This is a genomic window from Comamonas odontotermitis, assembly GCF_014207855.1.
Taxonomy (GTDB): domain Bacteria; phylum Pseudomonadota; class Gammaproteobacteria; order Burkholderiales; family Burkholderiaceae_C; genus Comamonas; species Comamonas odontotermitis_A.
The window spans coordinates 159,619-176,662 of record NZ_JACHKZ010000002.1 but is presented as its reverse complement, the minus strand read 5'-3'; the positions used below and the strand labels follow the sequence as shown (position 1 = coordinate 176,662).

Here is a 17,044-nt window from a genome sequence, read left to right as displayed (position 1 = left end):
GCGGCACAATGACGGTCCTGCGCCAACGAGACCATGCCATGAGCCAACGATTTTCCGAGTCCCTCAAAGAGCTGAACCACACGCCGTGGCAGGCCTGCACCCAGCACCGCTTCATCAACGAAATGTTCGCTGGCACCCTGGATGATGCGGTGTTGCGCCGTTACCTTGTGCAGGATTACCAGTTCATCAACCAGTTTGTGGCCCTGCTGGGCGCGGCCATTGCCAGTGCAGACCAGTTTGCGCCGCGTGTCACCCTGTCGCAGTTTGCGGCCATGATCACGAGCGATGAAAACACCTATTTCATCCGCAGCTTTGACGCGCTGGGCGTGGCCGAATCCGACCGCCACCTGCCGCAGCTGAGCCTGCCCACGGTTCAGTTCCAGGCGCTGATGCTGGAGGCCGCGCGCAGCCAGAAATACGCCAACTGCCTGGCTGTGCTGTGTGTGGCAGAAGGCCTGTACCTGGATGCATTTGACCGCGATGGCGCTGCACTGCCGCCGCGCTTCGAGCATGCTGAATGGATTCATCTGCACGCCAATGACTTCTTCCGCGGTTTTGTCGCCTGGCTGCGCGCCGAGCTCGACCGCGTGGGCGAGGGCTTGGACCCGCAGGCCCGGGCCGAGGCAGCAGACTTTTTTGCCCGCGCCGTTGCGTTGGAGCAGAGTTTTTTTGACCATGTTTATCCCGCCTAGCACGCACCGCCAGGTCAACGTGCTATCAAAAACCAGAGCAAAACGGCCCCTGCCTTGTGGCGGGCACATCGCTTGCAGGCGCGGCCCTTCTTCCTGACAATGCCATCCACCATGCTCAGCATCCAAGACATCCGCGCTGCCGCGCAGCGCATCCAAGGCAAGGTCGAACGCACACCTTGCCTGTATTCACACACCTTGTCGAACATCGTTGGTGCCAAGGTGTACCTCAAGTTCGAGAACCTGCAGTTCACGGCGGCTTTCAAGGAGCGCGGTGCCTGCAACAAGCTGATGCAGCTGTCCGACGAGCAGCGCGCGCGCGGCGTGATCGCCATGAGTGCAGGCAACCATGCGCAGGGCGTGGCCTACCATGCCCAGCAGCTGGGCATTCGCGCCGTCATCGTCATGCCGCGTTTCACACCCGGGGTGAAGGTGGAGCGCACGCGCAGCTTTGGCGCCGAAGTGGTGCTGCATGGCGACACGCTGGAGGAAGCACGCATCCACGCCTACGCGCTGGCTGACGCGCAGCAACTGGTGTTTGTGCATCCGTTTGACGATGAAGACATTGCCGCAGGCCAGGGTACGCTGGCGCTGGAAATGCTGGAAGACCATCCCGATCTGGACGCCTTGCTGGTGGCCGTGGGCGGCGGGGGCTTGATTGCTGGCATTGCCACGGCGGCCAAGTCCGTCAAACCGGGTATAGAAGTGGTGGGCGTGCAGACATCGCGCTTCCCCAGCATGCTCAATGCCGTGCAGCACAAGGATCTGCCAGTGGGCGTTTCCACCATGGCCGAAGGCATTGCGGTGGCCACGGCAGGCATGATCACCCGCCAGATCGTGGCCGAGACAGTGGACGATCTCGTGCTGGTGGAAGAGGGCGACATCGAGCAGGCCGTGCTGATGCTGCTGGAGATCGAGAAGACCCTGGTCGAAGGCGCGGGCTCGGTGGGCTTGGCAGCGCTGTTGCGCTACCCAGAGCGCTTCAAGGGCAAGAAGGTGGGCCTGATCCTTTCGGGCGGCAATATCGATCCGCTACTGCTCGCGTCCATCATCCAGCGGGGCATGGTGCGTTCCGGGCGGCTGGCGCGGCTGCGCATCAGCTCACGCGACGTGCCGGGCATGCTGGCGCGCATCACGGCCATCGTGGCCGAGGCGGGCGCCAATATCGAAGAGGTGCACCACCAGCGGGCCTTCACCAAGCTGGCCGCACAGAACACCGAGATCGACATCGTGCTGCAGACCCGCAGCAATGTGCATATCCAGGAAGTCATGGACAAGCTGCGCGCAGCAGGCATGCAGGTGGAGCTGGCCTGATGCAGCGCTGGCGCTGACGACACCCCATCCGAGCGTCGTCAGCATGCCGCATCGGGTAAGGGCGTTGACCGCGCAGAGCGACTCGCCAAAGTGGCGAAAACTTTCCATCTTGCTTGCAGGGTGGCATTTCACGTTTGATGCAGATCATGCATTTGAGGGAATTACGAGGCAGTAGTTCTTCAGAACGATGGCATGGCGGCAGCCATCGTTCTTTTGGCGTGGCGTAATGCACTAACAGGTGGATAGTGCGGCGCGCACTGGCGCGCGACAGTAGGGACAGATTCAACAACATCTGCCCCACCATGGATTCCGCCTCCGCACCACCCGCTGTCTCCCGTCAGGCCTGGAGCGTTCTCGCCGTCAGCACACTGGCTTTTACCGTCTGCTTCATGGTGTGGATGATGTTCGGCGTCATCGGCATTCCGCTCAAGAAGCAACTGGGTCTGAACGCGACCGAGTTCGGCCTGCTCACTGCCATGCCCGTGCTGTCGGGCTCGCTGGTGCGGGTGCCACTGGGCATCTGGACAGACCGCTATGGCGGCAGGATTGTGATGACCATATTGATGGCCGTCACCGTGCCAGCCATCTGGCTCATGGCCTATGCCACGCAGTACTGGCAGTTTCTGGTGATTGGCCTGTTCGTTGGCCTGGCTGGCGGATCGTTCTCGGTGGGTACGCCTTACGTTGCGCGCTGGTTTCCCAAGAGCCGCCAGGGCATGGCGATGGGTGTGTATGGCGCGGGCAACTCGGGCTCGGCGGTCAACAAATTTTTGGCACCGGCACTGCTGGTGGCGGGCGGCTGGGCGCTGGTGCCCCAGGTCTATGCCGCCATCCTGGCAGGCACCGTGGTGCTGTTCTGGTTGCTGAGTGCGCACGATCCTCGGCATCTGGTGTCAAGCAATGTGCGTTTCGTCGATCAGCTCAAGGCCTTGAAAGACCCGCGTGTGCTCAAGTACTGCCAGTACTACAGCATCGTGTTCGGTGGCTATGTGGCGCTGGCTCTGTGGATGGTGCAGTACTACGTGGGCGAATACGGCCTTGATATTCGCGTGGCAGCGCTCCTGGCCGCTTGCTTTTCGCTGCCTGGCGGTGTGTTGCGCGCCATCGGTGGCGTGCTGTCAGACAAATATGGCGCCCACAAGGTGACCTGGTGGGTGATGTGGGTGAGCTGGATCTGCCTGTTCCTGCTGAGCTACCCGCAGACCGATTTCACCATCGCCACCATCAACGGCCCCAAAACATTCCACGTCGGGCTGAACGTCTACACCTTCACTGCGCTCATGGGCGTGCTGGGCGTGGCTTTCGCCTTCGGCAAGGCCAGTGTCTTCAAGTACATCGGCGATGACTACCCCGACAACATCGGTGCCATCAGCGGCATCGTGGGCCTGGCCGGGGGGCTGGGCGGTTTCGTGCTGCCCATCCTATTTGGCGCCTTGCTGGATGTGACCGGCGTGCGCTCCAGCGCCTTCATGTTGCTCTACGGCGTGGTCTGGGTGTCCCTCATCTGGATGTACTGGACCGAGGTGCGCCATACCGACCTGATGGGCGGCGTGGCCACCCCAAGCGCATGAACGCCGACTGAATATCCCCTGGAAAGAATCTCCATGAACACCACAACCACCACTGCGCCGCGCCGCGGCAGCACCTTGAAGATCTGGACCCCGGAGGACAAGGCCTTCTGGGAAAAAGAGGGCGAAGCCATCGCCAAGCTCAACCTGTGGGTCTCGGTACCTGCCCTCTTTCTGGCGTTTGCCGTCTGGCAGGTCTGGAGTGTCGTTGCCGTCAGCCTGCCGGGCCTGGGCTTCCAGTATTCGACCAACCAGCTCTTCTGGCTGGCAGCGGCGCCCGCGCTGTCTGGCGCCACGCTGCGCATCTTCTATTCGTTCATGGTGCCCTTGGTCGGCGGTCGCCGCTGGACGGCAATCTCCACCGCGAGCCTGCTGATCCCGGCCATCGGCATCGGCATCGCGGTGCAAGACCCGAGCACGCCCTATCCCACGATGCTGATCCTGGCACTGCTGTGCGGCCTGGGCGGCGGCAATTTCAGCTCCAGCATGGCCAACATCAGCTACTTTTTTCCCAAGGATCGCAAGGGTTCCGCGCTGGGCGTGAATGCTGGCCTGGGCAACCTGGGTGTTTCGGTGGTGCAGTTCCTCAGCCCCATCGTTGTCACGGCCGGGCTGCTGGGTATCTTCGGCGGCGATCCACAGACCGTCACCAAGGGCGGTGCCCAGGTGCAGGTGTGGATGCAGAACGCCGCGTTCATCTGGGTGCCATGGATTGCCCTGACCTCGGTGGTGGCCTGGTTCACGATGAATGACGTAGCAGATGCCAAGGCATCGGTGGCCGCGCAGGCTGCGATTTTCGTGCAGCCGCACAACTGGATCATGTGCGTGTTGTACCTGGGCACCTTCGGCTCCTTCATCGGTTTTTCGGCAGGCTTTCCGCTGCTGATCAAAGGCCTGTTTCCTGCTGTCAATCCGCTGTCATACGCATGGCTTGGCCCGCTGGTGGGCGCCGTGGTGCGGCCTTTTGGCGGTTGGCTTGCCGACAAGGTGGGTGGCGGTGTGGTCACCATGTGGAACTTCCTGGTGATGGCGCTGGCGGTGCTGGGGGTGCTGTATTTCCTGCCCAAGGGCGCGAGCGGTCTGGCACTGTCCGCTGGTCCTGCGGAAGGCAGCTTTACCGGCTTCTTCCTCATGTTCCTGCTGCTGTTCGTCACCACGGGGATCGGCAACGGATCGACATTCCGCATGATTCCAATCATCTTCAACCAGCTCGCACTGCGCCAGGCCGGCAAGGATGACGCATCGCAGGCCGCAGCCATCAAAGAAGGCAATGTACGGGGCGCCGCCGCAGTGGGCTTTGCTGGCGCATTCGGCGCCTACGGTGGCTTCTTCATTCCCAAGGGCTACGGCTCATCCATTGCTGCAACCGGTGGGCCAGAGGCCGCGCTGTGGGTCTTTGCCGCCTTCTACCTGTTGTGCGTGGTCATTACCTGGTGGTGCTATGCACGCCGCCAAGCCGCCATGCCCTGCTGACCTATCACGAGAAAACGAGAACCACCATGAGTCATTTCCTCGACCGCCTCACCCACTTTCGCCTGCCCAAGGAGAGCTTTGCCGACGGCCACGGCCGCACCACGGGCGAAGACCGCACCTGGGAAGATGCCTACCGCGCCCGCTGGTCGCACGACAAGATCGTGCGCAGCACGCACGGCGTGAACTGCACCGGTTCGTGCTCCTGGAAAATCTATGTCAAGGGCGGTATCGTCACCTGGGAAACCCAGCAGACCGACTACCCCCGCACCCGCTGGGACATGCCCAACCACGAGCCGCGCGGCTGCGCGCGCGGCGCCAGCTACAGCTGGTACCTGTACAGCGCCAACCGCGTGAAATACCCGATGGTGCGAGGCCGCCTGCTGGAGCGCTGGCGCGCTGCGCTGGCGGTGGCCAAAACGCCCGTGGATGCCTGGGCCCTGATCGTGCAGGACGATACTGCGCGGCGCGATTACCAAAGCGTGCGCGGCATGGGCGGATTCGTGCGCAGCACGTGGGACGAGGTCAACCAGCTCGTGGCTGCGGCCAACGTCTACACCATCAAGCAACATGGGCCTGATCGCATCATCGGCTTTTCGCCCATTCCAGCCATGAGCATGGTCAGCTATGCAGCGGGCAGCCGCTACCTGAGCCTGATTGGCGGCGTATGCATGAGCTTCTACGATTGGTATTGCGATCTGCCGCCCGCCAGCCCGCAGGTCTGGGGCGAGCAAACCGACGTGCCTGAATCGGCTGACTGGTACAACAGCAGCTACATCATTGCCTGGGGCTCCAACGTGCCGCAGACACGCACGCCTGATGCTCACTTCTTTACCGAGGTGCGCTACAAGGGCGCCAAGACGGTGGCCGTGACGCCCGACTACAGCGAAGTGGCCAAACTCTCCGACGTCTGGCTGCATCCCACGCAGGGCACCGACGCGGCGCTGGCCATGGCCATGGGCCATGTGGCGTTCAAGGAGTTCTACTTCGACCGGCGCAGCGAATACTTCGACGATTACGCACGCCGCTACACCGACCTGCCGATGCTGGTCCTGCTGGAGAGCAAAACCCTGCCCGACGGCAGTGTGATGCAGGTGCCGGGCCGCTACCTGCGTGCCAGCGACTTCAATGGCAAGCTCGGGCAGCAGAACAACCCAGAGTGGAAGACCATGGCTTTCGACAGCGATGGCCGTGCTGTGCTACCGCATGGCTCCATCGGTTTCCGCTGGGGCACAGAGGGCCGCGACGACGCTGGTAAATGGAACCTGGAGGCCAAGGAGGCGCGCCACGGCGCCGAGGTGAAACTCAAGCTCTCGGTGCTGGAAGACGGGAGCCAGGCGCATGAAATCGTCGATGTGGGCTTTCCGTACTTCGGAGGCATTGATACACCACATTTCACGGCCAATGAACAGCAGGGCGATGTGAACCGTGCCCGCGTACCAGCTGTGCGCCTGCGCCTGGGGTGCGATGGCGAGTACCGCGATGCATTGGTCGCCACCGTGTTCGACCTGCAAGCGGCGCAGTACGGTATCAACCGTGGCCTGGGCAGCGGCGCTGCCAGCTATGACGACAATGCGCCCTACACGCCCGCGTGGGCTGAGCAGATCACTGGCGTGCCGCGTCAGCATATCATCACCGTGGCGCGCGAATTTGCCGACAACGCAGACAAGACGCGCGGTAAATCCATGGTCATCATCGGTGCGGCGATGAACCACTGGTACCACTGCGACATGAACTACCGTGGCGTCATCAACCTGCTGATGCTATGCGGCTGTATTGGCCAGAGCGGCGGGGGCTGGTCGCACTACGTGGGCCAGGAAAAGCTGCGCCCGCAGACCGGATGGACGGCGTTGGCCTTCGCACTGGACTGGGCGCGGCCACCACGCCAGCAAAACAGCACCAGCTTCTTCTATGCGCACACCGACCAGTGGCGCTACGAGAAACTGGGCATGGAAGAGATCGTCAGCCCGCTGGCCGATCGCAGCCAGTACGGCGGCAGCATGATCGACTACAACGTGCGTGCCGAGCGCATGGGGTGGTTGCCAAGTGCGCCGCAGCTCAAGGCCAATCCGCTGTTGATTGCTGCGCAGGCTGATGCGGCAGGCATGGCGCCGCGCGACTATGTGGCCCAAAGCCTCAAGAGCGGAAGCCTCGCAATGAGCTGCGAAGACCCGGACGCCCCCGAGAACTGGCCGCGCAACCTCTTCGTGTGGCGCAGCAACCTGCTGGGCTCCAGCGGCAAGGGGCACGAGTATTTCTGCAAACACCTGCTGGGCACCGACAACGGCGTGCAGGGCAAGGACCTGGGGCCGCAAGATGCCAAGCCTGAAGAGGTGACCTGGCATGCCCAGGCACCCCAAGGCAAGCTGGATCTGTTGGTCACGCTCGATTTCCGCATGAGCACGACCTGCCTCTACTCCGATGTGGTTCTGCCCACGGCCAGCTGGTACGAGAAGAACGACCTCAACACCAGCGACATGCACCCCTTCATCCACCCGCTGTCGGCAGCGGTCGATCCGGTGTGGGAATCGCGTTCCGACTGGGAAATCTACAAAGGTTTTGCCAAGGCTTTCAGTGAGGTCTGCGTGGGCCATCTTGGCGTGGAACGCGACACCGTGCTCACACCGTTGATGCACGACACCCCCGCCGAGCTGGCGCAACCCTATGGCGTGGCCGAATGGAAGAAGGGCGAGTGCGACCTCATCCCCGGCAAGACAGCGCCGCAGGTCACGGTGGTGGAACGCGACTACCCCAACACCTACAAGCGCTTTACCGCGCTGGGCCCGCTGATGGATAAGCTGGGCAACGGCGGCAAGGGCATCAACTGGAAAACCGGTACCGAGGTGGAACAGCTGGGCCAGTTGAATGGCCTGACCACTGAGCCTGGCGTGACTGAGGGCCGCCCACGCATCGTCAGCGATATCGACGCCTGCGAAGTCATCCTGCAGTTGGCACCCGAGACCAATGGCCACGTGGCCGTGAAGGCATGGGAGGCGCTGGAGAAGGCCACGGGCCGTGAACACAAACACCTGGCGCTGTACCGCGAGGACGAAAAGATCCGCTACCGCGACATCCAGGCGCAGCCGCGCAAGATCATCAGCTCGCCCACCTGGAGCGGCATCGAGAGTGAGACGGTGAGCTACAACGCGGGCTACACCAATGTGCACGAGCTGATTCCATGGCGCACGCTCACCGGCCGCCAGCAGTTCTACCAGGATCACCCCTGGATGGTTGCCTTCGGCGAGGGCTTCTCCAGCTACCGTCCGCCTGTCGACATGAAGGCCACCGCTGGCATGCAGGGTATCAAACCCAATGGGCACCCCGAGATCCAGCTCAACTTCATCACTCCGCACCAAAAATGGGGCATCCACAGCACGTACACCGACAACCTGCTGATGCTCACCCTCAACCGGGGCGGCCCCGTGGCGTGGATCAGCGAAGAGGACGCCAAGCGCGCAGGTATCGAGGACAACGACTGGATGGAGATGTTCAACCTCAACGGTGCAGTCGCCGTGCGTGCGGTGGTGAGCCAGCGCGTCAATCCCGGCATGGTGCTGATGTATCACGCGCAGGAAAAGATCATCAACACGCCCGGCAGCGAGATCACCGGCGTGCGTGGCGGTATCCACAACTCGGTCACGCGCATCGTGCTCAAGCCCACGCACATGATCGGCGGTTACGCGCAGTACAGCTACGGCTTCAACTACTACGGAACCATCGGCACCAACCGTGACGAATTCGTCGTCGTGCGCAAGATGGCCAAGGTGGACTGGCTGGACACGCCGCGCGATGACCACTTGGCTGGCGCTTACCAGTCGCAGGGCGAGAACCCCTGATTCCGATCAGAAAGAACAAGGAAACCGCGATGAAAGTACGTGCACAGATCGGCATGGTGCTGAACCTGGACAAATGCATCGGCTGCCACACCTGCAGCGTGACCTGCAAGAACGTCTGGACCAGCCGCCCCGGCGTGGAATACGCCTGGTTCAACAACGTCGAGACCAAACCCGGCATTGGCTACCCCAAGGAGTGGGAAAACCAGGAGCGCTGGAATGGCGGCTGGACCCGCAAGGCCGACGGCTCCATCGTGCCGCGCCAGGGCGGCAAGTGGCAGCTCTTGATGAAGATTTTCGCCAATCCCAATCTGCCGGAGATTGACGACTACTACGAGCCCTTCACCTTCGACTACGACCACCTGCAGACGGCCAAGGAGATGAAGGCGGCGCCTACCGCTCGCCCGCGCAGCCTGATCACCGGCCAGCGCATGGAGAAGATCGAGTGGGGCCCGAACTGGGAGGAAATCCTGGGCGGCGAATTCAGCAAACGCAGCAGGGACAAGAACTTTGACGAGGTGCAGAAAGACATCTACGGCCAGTTCGAGAACACCTTCATGATGTACCTGCCGCGTCTGTGCGAGCACTGCCTCAACCCCGCCTGCGTGGCGAGCTGCCCCAGTGGCTCGATCTACAAGCGCGAGGAAGACGGCATCGTGCTGATCGACCAGGACAAGTGCCGTGGCTGGCGCATGTGCGTCTCTGGCTGCCCGTACAAGAAGATTTACTACAACTGGAAGAGTGGCAAGGCCGAAAAGTGCATCTTCTGCTACCCGCGCATTGAAGCCGGGCAGCCCACCGTATGCTCGGAAACCTGCGTCGGCCGCATCCGCTATCTGGGCGTGCTGCTCTACGACGCCGACCGCATTGAGCAGGCCGCCAGCGTCGAAAAGGACAAGGACCTGTACCAGGCTCAGCTGGACATCTTCCTCGACCCGAACGACCCGGCCGTGATCGCGCAGGCCCGCCGCGACGGCATCCCCGAGGCCTGGCTGATCGCTGCGCGCAACAGCCCCGTCTACAAAATGGCGGTGGACTGGAAGGTCGCGCTGCCGCTGCACCCCGAGTACCGCACGTTGCCGATGGTCTGGTACGTGCCGCCGCTGTCGCCCATCACTGCGGCGGCCCAGGCTGGCTACGTGAGTGCCAACGGCGAGCTGCCGGATGTGAACCAGCTGCGCATTCCTGTCAAATACCTGGCCAACCTGCTCACGGCAGGCGACACCGTGCCTGTGGTGCGGGCGCTGGAGCGCATGCTGGCCATGCGCGCCTACCAGCGCGGCAAGCATGTGGAAGGCATGCCCAACCAGGCTGCACTGCAACAGGCGCAGCTGTCTGTGGCCGAGGCCGAAGAGATGTACCAGATCATGGCCATCGCCAATTACGAAGACCGCTTCGTCATCCCCACCACGCACCGCGAATATGCCGAAAACGCCTTCAATGTGCGCGGCGGCTGCGGCTTCTCCTTTGGCAATGGCTGTAGCGAGGGTGAGACCGAAACCAGCCTGTTTGGCAGCGAGAAGAAGCGCACCATTCCCATCAAGGCAACGCTGTGAGGAGCGAAGACATGAAAGACAGCATCAGCTTCACGCTGCGCGCACTGGCCCACCTGCTGCGCTACCCGGATGCCGATATGCGTGGCCATCTGGTCGACATCCATACCGCGCTGAATGCCGAGAACGCCCTGGGCAATGTGCGCCGCTCCGAACTTGACGCTCTGATGGATCGCCTGCTGGCAGAAGGCATGGATGCCGAAGCCAGCTACGTAGACCTGTTTGACCGTGGCCGGGGCACGGCGCTGCATTTGTTCGAGCATGTGCACGGCGATTCGCGTGACCGCGGCCCGGCCATGGTCGACCTGGTGAAGACCTACGAGCAAGCGGGTCTGCTGCTCGATCCGGCCGAGCTGCCAGACCACCTGACCGTGCTGCTGGAGTTTGCCTCCACCCAGCCCACACAGGAGGCGCGAGCCTTCATTGGAGAGTTCGCCCACATTCTGCAGTCCATCGCTGCGGCCCTGGTGCGCCGCCAAAGCGACTATGCCGCCGTGGTGTCTGCCGTGCTTGACCTGGCAGGCCAGCCGGTGGTGGCCGATACGCCAGCCGCTTCCTTGCCCGCCGACGAATCGCTCGATGCAAGCTGGGAAGAGCCAGCAGCTTTCGGCGGCTGCAACAGCCAGGGGCAGGCCGCACCGGGCACCCCGCAACCCATCCACATCACGCGGCGCCAGCCACCGGCCGGCGCCGCCCGCTGAATCCCGAGGAGCCCGCCATGCCACTTGCATTGCACAACTTCCTGTTCGTCGTCTACCCCTACATCTGCCTGGCCGTCTTCCTGATGGGCAGCCTCGCGCGCTTTGACCGCGACCAGTACACCTGGAAAAGTGATTCGTCGCAGTTGCTGCGCTCGGGCCAACTGCGCTGGGGCAGCAACCTGTTCCATATCGGCATTCTGTTTCTGCTGTTCGGCCACACCGTGGGCCTGCTCACGCCGCATTTCATATACGAATGGCTGATCACCGCGCCGCAAAAGCAGATGCTGGCCATCATCTCCGGCGGCATTGCTGGCTTGGTGTGCTTTATCGGCCTGACGTTGCTGCTGCACCGGCGCATCGCCGATCCGCGCATCCGCCGCACCAGCCACCGCACCGATCTCGCCATCCTCGTCATCCTGTGGGTGCAACTGGTGCTGGGTCTGGCAACCTTGCCAGCATCGTTTTCTCACCGGGCTGACGCCAGCGCCATGCTGGTGCTGGCTGACTGGGCGCAGCGTATCGTCACCTTCCGCCCCGACGCCGCGGGTCTGGTGGCGCTGGATTGGCCGTTCAAGGTCCACATGGTGCTGGGCATGACGATCTTCCTGCTGTTCCCCTTCAGCCGTCTGGTGCATGTATGGAGCGGTCTGGCTTCGGTGGCCTACCTGGCGCGCCCCTACCAATTGGTGCGCTCGCGCCGATTGAACCTGCCAGAAAACCGTGAAGGAGGCCGGTCATGAGCGACCACCTGCACGCTGACGCAGGTGGCTGCGGCAGCCACGCCTGCACTTGTCAGGAGAGTGAGACAACCGGCATGCCGCGTATCGAGGCGCCGCTGGATGCTCCGCGCTCCACCTTTCCTGTTCCGCAGGTGAACGGCATTGCCTTGTGCGACACAAATGAGCTGCTGGATGCGATGGAACTGCGCCAGCGTGCCTGCACTGAGTTGCTGCGCCAGGCTGCGATGGAGCAAGGGCTCTTGGCGGCTGATGACCCAGTGCCCAGCGCCGGCGCGATCAGCGAAGCAGCGGGAGATGCCATTGAGCACCTGCTGGACAGGGAACTCCACTTGCCAGAACCCGGCGACGAGGCGGGTCGCCGCCACTATCAGGCGCATGCGGCGCGCTATGCCTGTGGAGCGCGGGTATTGGCGCGCCACGTGCTTTTTGCCGTGACGCCCGGAGTGGATGTGAATGCACTGCGTCAGCGCGCCGAAGCCTGCCTGCTTGATGTGCGCAGCGCCACGCCGGAAGAACAGGCTGCGGGCGACCGCTTTGCTGCTGCCGCACGGGCCAGCAGCAATTGCCCCAGCGGAGCGGATGGCGGAAAGCTGGGATGGTTAAGCGCCGAGGACTGTGCGCCCGAGTTTGGCCGAGAGTTGTTCGGCCACTCAGAGATTGGTGTGCTGCCGCGCCTGGTGCACAGCCGCTTCGGCCTGCATGTTGTTGAAGTGCTGGAACGCGAGAGTGGCACCGTTCCCCCTTACGAGCAGGTGCGCGCTGCGGTAATGCAACAACTGCACCAGCAAAGCTATGCAACAGCCCTGTCGCAGTATTTGCGTTTGCTGGCCGGGCGTGCGCGCGTGGTTGGTGTGGATCTGGATGCTGCGCAGACGCCGCTGGTGCAGTGAATGCCAGACGACGACCTGCTCCAGCGCCTGCGCCGCTTCCGCGACCATGCCTTTCCGATGCATGAAGAGCAGTTTCGTGTGTTGGTGGACCATGGCCAGCATCCCGCTACGCTGTTCATCGGTTGCAGCGACTCGCGGTTGGTGCCGTACATGCTGACCGGCACCGGGCCGGGAGAATTGTTTCTGGTGCGCAATGTGGGGGCCTTCGTGCCTCCCTATGACGGGAGCTGGGGCTACCACGGGACTTCGGCTGCCATCGAGTTCGCAGTCCTGAATCTGCAGGTGCGTCGCATCATCGTCTGTGGCCACAGCCATTGCGGCGGTATTCGTGCGCTGTATGGCGGCGTGCCGGATGCGGCACGCAATCTGGCAGCCTGGCTGGAGCTGGGCCGTGAAGCGGCACTGCCGGTGGCGGAGCCGGGAGCCGATGTGCTGCGCCGTACGGAGCAGCGGGCCGTGGTTCTGCAGCTGGAGCGGCTGATGGATTACCCCATGGTGCGCGAACAGGTCGAGGCAGGCACGCTCAGCCTGCATGGATGGCACTACGTGATCGAAGACGGCGAAGTGCATGTCTTCGATGTGGCAAGCGGTAGCTTCATTGCCGCTGCCGAGGCGAGCCATGCGGGAACCGGGCCTTACGAGCCCTATGCAGAGTCTCCGGCTTGATGCGGAGGAGGCTCTGGCTTGGTCTTCTCCTCCGTAAGCTCCAACGCATTCCATTGCGACCAGTCAGGTCCAAAAAGCTCAGCGGGGTGTTGCGAGCGCTCCGACCCATTGCCGCAAGCCATGTCGGAAGCGGCGCAGTAGCGATCACAGCCCCAGCAGGTACGCTCTGGGTGTGCAGGGTTGTTGGGAAAGCGTTTGGTCATGGATGCGGGAGGGGAGGACAATTCCACTATGTGCGGCAACCTGGCACAAAAAATTGATGTAGATCATTAACGGCGTGCACCATGTGATGGCGCCATCGACCGGCAGCGACAATTTATGGCTGTGACCCTGCAATTGCGTACCTCTCCTTCCGCAGGCTTCGACGAGCCGTTTGGCATGCTGCATGCTTGCCACGGCCGGGTGGAGCGCACGTTGGCGCTGCTTTCCCGTCTGGGCGAGCACCTCGCCGCGCATGGCGGCCAGAGCCCCGATGGGCAGGCGCGCGATGCGGCGGCTGATGTGCAGCGCTATTTCGATGTGGCCGCGCCATTGCACCACCAGGACGAGGAGTTGCACGTGTTCCCGGTACTACGCGCAGCGGGAAACTCGGCGCTGGCCGATGCCCTGCATGCAGAGCACGAAAGGATGGAGGCTTTGTGGCGGCCCATCCGGGCTGATTTGCGGGCCGTGCACGCCGGAAACACCTTGGGCGGTGAGGCCCTTGCCGATGCGCGTGGCCGCTGGGCAGATTTTGCGGCTTTGTATGCCCGCCACATCACAGCGGAAGAGGAGCTGGCCTACCCCCAAGCCCAATCGTGTCTGGGCCTGCATGAGCAGCAGGCCATGGGCAAGGATATGGCGCAGCGCCGCGGCGCTCGCTACCCAGATTCGGCGACATGATTTCGCGCACTGACGCCAGCCAAGGCGGGTCGCACCGCAATGCACAGCAAGGAGGTGATCTCATGAATCCTGAGGGTTCGCAAGCATCGGGGCGCCCGCTGGCGGTCAAGATTGGCGCCATTGGTTGCGCCTTGCTGCTGATGGCACTGATTGCCATTGGCCTGACGTTGCGGCTGACCTGGTCACTCGAAGGAGGGGCTGCCGCCATCAATGAGGCTGGGCGTATGCGCATGCAGACCTGGCGGTTGGCGCAAGCGCTGCCCGGCGCCGATCCGCAGCGCCTGGCCTTGCTGATCGGCCAGTTCGACACCAGTCTGGATTTGCTGCAACGGGGCGATGCTGCCCGTCCGTTGTCTGTGCCGCGCAATGAGGATTCTCGCGTGGCGCTGAAGGCTGTGCAGCAAAGCTGGCAGGAGCTTCGCAAAGAGTGGCAGCAGCCGCTGGCGGGCGGCAATGCAGCGCAGAATGCACTTATTGCGCGGCAGGCAGAGGAATTTGTGGGTGGCGTCGATCGCCTGGTGGGCACCATTGAGCAGCAGCTTGCGCGCTGGACCACCTTGCTCAACGTTGCGCAGTTTGCAATGATGGCATTGGCCATTGCGGCGGCATTGGCGCTCATGTATTCCGCGCAGTTGCTGGTGTTCGGTCCGCTGTCACGGCTACAGGCCGCATTGGCAAGCGTCGAGTCGGGTGACCTGTCGGCGCGGGTGGCGAGCGAAGGCGGCGACGAATTTGGTGCCGTGGCCCGGGGCTTTAACCGCATGGCCGTGCGGCTGCAGGACCTGTATTCCAGCCTGGAGCGTCGGGTGCAGCAGAAAACGGAGCATCTGCAGGCTGAGCGTGCCCGTCTGGCGGCTCTGTATGAGGGCGCGGCGTTGGTGGCGCGGGCTGATTCGCTGCAGGCACTCGCGCAGGGGTTTGCGGCGCAGACGCGCAGGGCCGTACAGGCCGACGCCGTGGCCGTGCGCTGGTCAGACGAAGAGAATCGCCGCTATGTGTTGCTTGCATCCGAAGGGCTTCCCGACGAGATGATCGATGCCGAGCATTGCGTACCGACCGGAGACTGTTTCTGTGGCCAGCCCAAGGCGCAGGCGCAGACTCAGCTGGTAACGCTGCAAGACTGGCGCGGTAGTGTTCCCCGGCGGATGGGTCGCGTGGATGCTGGCCAGTGCCGCCGTGCGGGCTTTGCCTGTGTGCTGAGCGTGCCTGTACGGCTCCATGAGCGTATGGTCGGCGAGGTCGACCTGTTCTTCCGCACTCCCACCGAGCTGGGCGCTGACGACCAGGCACTGCTGGATGCATTGGCCAGCCATCTGGCAGGTGGCATGGAGGGGTTGCGCGCCGACGCGCTGCAGCGAGAGGCTGCAGTGGCAGACGAGCGCAGCCTGTTGGCGCGCGAACTGCATGATTCCATTGCACAGAGCCTGGCATTTTTGAAGATTCAGGCGACGTTGCTGCGTGATGAAATCGCCCGGAAACCGCAGGATGGTGGGCGTGTACAAGCGACGCTGGCGGAATTGGATGCCGGCATCCGCGAAAGCCTGTCTGATGTGCGCGAGTTGTTGGTGCATTTCCGCACCCGCACCAACGCAGAGGACATCGGGCCTGCGCTGCGCACCACGTTGACCAAGTTCGAACACCAGACGGGTCTGCCTGCGCACTTGAGCATCGAGGGCGAAGGCATGGCGCTACCGCCTGATGTGCAAGTGCAGGTACTGCATGTGGTGCAGGAAGCGCTCTCCAATGTGCGCAAGCATGCGCAGGCGCATGCCGTGTGGGTGGATGTACAGCAGGCGCCGCAGTGGGTGGTGGAAGTGCGCGACGATGGCCAAGGCATGGAGAATGCATCGCCCGCATTGGACGAGACCCATGTGGGCCTGCGTATCATGCGCGAGCGCGCCGCCGGTATCGGCGCAACGCTGGATATCACATCCGTAGTGGGTGCGGGCACTTGTGTGACCCTGACCTTGCCGCGCCTGCTGCCCGCTGCCGAGACCTTTGAAGTGGAAAGGACCCTGTCATGAGCGCGGAGCAAGCCCAGCGTGCCCCTATCCGGTTGTTGGTGGTCGATGACCATCCGCTTTTCAGGCGAGGCGTTACAGCCCTTTTGGCTACCCAGCCGCAGCTGCAGGTGGTGGGCGAGGCAGCCGATGCCGGTGAGGCACTGCGCCGTGCGGAGCAGTTGCAACCCGATGTGGTGCTGCTGGATCACCACATGCCTGGCGTCAGCGGGGTAGATCTGCTGCCCGGCTTGCGCGAAGCAGCGCCTGCGGCACGGGTGCTGATGCTCACGGTCAGTGAGGATGCGGATACGCTTGCCCTGGCATTGCAGCGCGGAGCGCATGGCTATCTGCTAAAAACGGCGGATAGCGAGGTGCTGGTTGCGGCGATCGAACGCGCGCTACGCGGCCAATCCACGGTAAGCATGGAAATGACGGACAAGCTGGTGAGCGCATTGCAGGCCCAGCAGCCGCAGGCTGTTGCGCTGCCGGTACCGCCCGTCGCTGCCGAACCGGTCGATCCGCTGGAGCAGTTGTCGCCACGCGAATTTGAGATTCTGCGCGAGATTGCGGCGGGGGCCAGCAACAAGGAAATTGCGCGCAGTCTGGCAATTGCCGAGACTACGGTGAAGATTCATGTTCAGCACATTCTGCGCAAGCTTGGCCTTTCTTCAAGGGTGCAGGCGGCAGTGCTGTTGACGGAGGGACGCGGGCGCGCCAGCGGGTGATGGGGAGCAC

The 17,044-nt window shown here is 63.0% G+C and carries 14 protein-coding genes; 13 read left to right on the top strand and 1 reads right to left on the bottom strand.

Annotation, left to right across the window (positions count from 1 at the left end):
* Window positions 1–38: 38 nt before the first annotated feature.
* The 10 genes from HNP33_RS02830 to HNP33_RS02785 all read left to right on the top strand — a co-directional run bounded on the left by HNP33_RS02830 (window position 39) and on the right by HNP33_RS02785 (window position 13,424).
* Entirely contained in the window at window positions 39–692 is a 654-nt protein-coding gene (locus HNP33_RS02830; protein ID WP_184705050.1) for a TenA family protein, read from the top strand.
* 111 nt (window positions 693–803) lie between these two features.
* Window positions 804–2,003 carry a threonine ammonia-lyase gene (locus HNP33_RS02825; protein ID WP_184705048.1) on the top strand — a complete coding sequence of 400 codons (1,200 nt, stop codon included), beginning with the start codon at window positions 804–806 and terminating at the stop codon, window positions 2,001–2,003.
* Between the two features lie 302 nt (window positions 2,004–2,305).
* Complete coding sequence (locus HNP33_RS02820) at window positions 2,306–3,574, top strand: MFS transporter (RefSeq protein ID WP_184705046.1); 1,269 nt, start codon at window positions 2,306–2,308, stop codon at window positions 3,572–3,574.
* Window positions 3,575–3,607: 33 nt separating this feature from the next.
* Window positions 3,608–5,044, top strand: a complete 1,437-nt coding sequence (locus HNP33_RS02815) for an MFS transporter (RefSeq protein ID WP_184705044.1) — start codon at window positions 3,608–3,610, stop codon at window positions 5,042–5,044.
* A 26-nt stretch (window positions 5,045–5,070) separates the two neighbouring features.
* Window positions 5,071–8,877, top strand: coding sequence for a nitrate reductase subunit alpha (locus HNP33_RS02810; RefSeq protein ID WP_184705042.1), 3,807 nt, complete (start codon window positions 5,071–5,073; stop codon window positions 8,875–8,877).
* Window positions 8,878–8,906: 29 nt separating this feature from the next.
* Window positions 8,907–10,430, top strand: a complete 1,524-nt coding sequence (gene narH / locus HNP33_RS02805) for a nitrate reductase subunit beta (protein ID WP_184705040.1) — start codon at window positions 8,907–8,909, stop codon at window positions 10,428–10,430.
* An 11-nt stretch (window positions 10,431–10,441) separates the two neighbouring features.
* Complete coding sequence (narJ, locus tag HNP33_RS02800; RefSeq protein WP_184705038.1) at window positions 10,442–11,128, top strand: nitrate reductase molybdenum cofactor assembly chaperone; 687 nt, start codon at window positions 10,442–10,444, stop codon at window positions 11,126–11,128.
* Between the two features lie 17 nt (window positions 11,129–11,145).
* Entirely contained in the window at window positions 11,146–11,868 is a 723-nt protein-coding gene (gene narI / locus HNP33_RS02795; protein WP_184705036.1) for a respiratory nitrate reductase subunit gamma, read from the top strand.
* A complete protein-coding gene (locus HNP33_RS02790) occupies window positions 11,865–12,758 on the top strand; it encodes a peptidylprolyl isomerase (protein WP_418903817.1) in 894 nt (297 codons plus the stop codon). Before narI ends, HNP33_RS02790 begins: the two co-directional genes overlap by 4 nt.
* Window positions 12,759–13,424 (top strand): carbonic anhydrase, encoded by a 666-nt coding sequence (locus tag HNP33_RS02785; protein WP_184705034.1) that lies wholly within the window; start codon window positions 12,759–12,761, stop codon window positions 13,422–13,424.
* Here HNP33_RS02785 and HNP33_RS02780 read toward each other — a convergent pair.
* Window positions 13,403–13,627, bottom strand: coding sequence for a DUF3079 domain-containing protein (locus HNP33_RS02780; RefSeq protein WP_184705032.1), 225 nt, complete (start codon window positions 13,625–13,627; stop codon window positions 13,403–13,405). The genes HNP33_RS02785 and HNP33_RS02780 overlap by 22 nt on opposite strands.
* A gap of 121 nt (window positions 13,628–13,748) precedes the next feature.
* On the opposite strand from HNP33_RS02780, the gene HNP33_RS02775 reads away from it, so the two are divergent.
* From HNP33_RS02775 to HNP33_RS02765, 3 genes are all read left to right on the top strand, one after another.
* Complete coding sequence (locus tag HNP33_RS02775) at window positions 13,749–14,306, top strand: hemerythrin domain-containing protein (RefSeq protein WP_418903816.1); 558 nt, start codon at window positions 13,749–13,751, stop codon at window positions 14,304–14,306.
* A 62-nt stretch (window positions 14,307–14,368) separates the two neighbouring features.
* Window positions 14,369–16,330 (top strand): type IV pili methyl-accepting chemotaxis transducer N-terminal domain-containing protein, encoded by a 1,962-nt coding sequence (locus tag HNP33_RS02770; protein WP_184705028.1) that lies wholly within the window; start codon window positions 14,369–14,371, stop codon window positions 16,328–16,330.
* Window positions 16,327–17,034 carry a response regulator gene (locus HNP33_RS02765; RefSeq protein WP_184705026.1) on the top strand — a complete coding sequence of 236 codons (708 nt, stop codon included), beginning with the start codon at window positions 16,327–16,329 and terminating at the stop codon, window positions 17,032–17,034. Before HNP33_RS02770 ends, HNP33_RS02765 begins: the two co-directional genes overlap by 4 nt.
* Window positions 17,035–17,044: the final 10 nt, after the last annotated feature.

Bases quoted from the DNA above. Each gene is read 5' to 3' on its own strand.
- HNP33_RS02815 (WP_184705044.1), top strand. From the start codon at position 3,608: ATGAACACCACAACCACCACTGCGCCGCGCCGCGGCAGCACCTTGAAG.
- narJ (WP_184705038.1), top strand. From the start codon at position 10,442: ATGAAAGACAGCATCAGCTTCACGCTGCGCGCACTGGCCCACCTGCTG.
- HNP33_RS02825 (WP_184705048.1), top strand. From the start codon at position 804: ATGCTCAGCATCCAAGACATCCGCGCTGCCGCGCAGCGCATCCAAGGC.
- HNP33_RS02820 (WP_184705046.1), top strand. From the start codon at position 2,306: ATGGATTCCGCCTCCGCACCACCCGCTGTCTCCCGTCAGGCCTGGAGC.
- HNP33_RS02780 (WP_184705032.1), bottom strand. From the start codon at position 13,627: ATGACCAAACGCTTTCCCAACAACCCTGCACACCCAGAGCGTACCTGC.
- HNP33_RS02770 (WP_184705028.1), top strand. From the start codon at position 14,369: ATGAATCCTGAGGGTTCGCAAGCATCGGGGCGCCCGCTGGCGGTCAAG.
- narI (WP_184705036.1), top strand. From the start codon at position 11,146: ATGCCACTTGCATTGCACAACTTCCTGTTCGTCGTCTACCCCTACATC.
- HNP33_RS02810 (WP_184705042.1), top strand. From the start codon at position 5,071: ATGAGTCATTTCCTCGACCGCCTCACCCACTTTCGCCTGCCCAAGGAG.
- narH (WP_184705040.1), top strand. From the start codon at position 8,907: ATGAAAGTACGTGCACAGATCGGCATGGTGCTGAACCTGGACAAATGC.
- HNP33_RS02790 (WP_418903817.1), top strand. From the start codon at position 11,865: ATGAGCGACCACCTGCACGCTGACGCAGGTGGCTGCGGCAGCCACGCC.
- HNP33_RS02785 (WP_184705034.1), top strand. From the start codon at position 12,759: ATGCCAGACGACGACCTGCTCCAGCGCCTGCGCCGCTTCCGCGACCAT.
- HNP33_RS02765 (WP_184705026.1), top strand. From the start codon at position 16,327: ATGAGCGCGGAGCAAGCCCAGCGTGCCCCTATCCGGTTGTTGGTGGTC.
- HNP33_RS02830 (WP_184705050.1), top strand. From the start codon at position 39: ATGAGCCAACGATTTTCCGAGTCCCTCAAAGAGCTGAACCACACGCCG.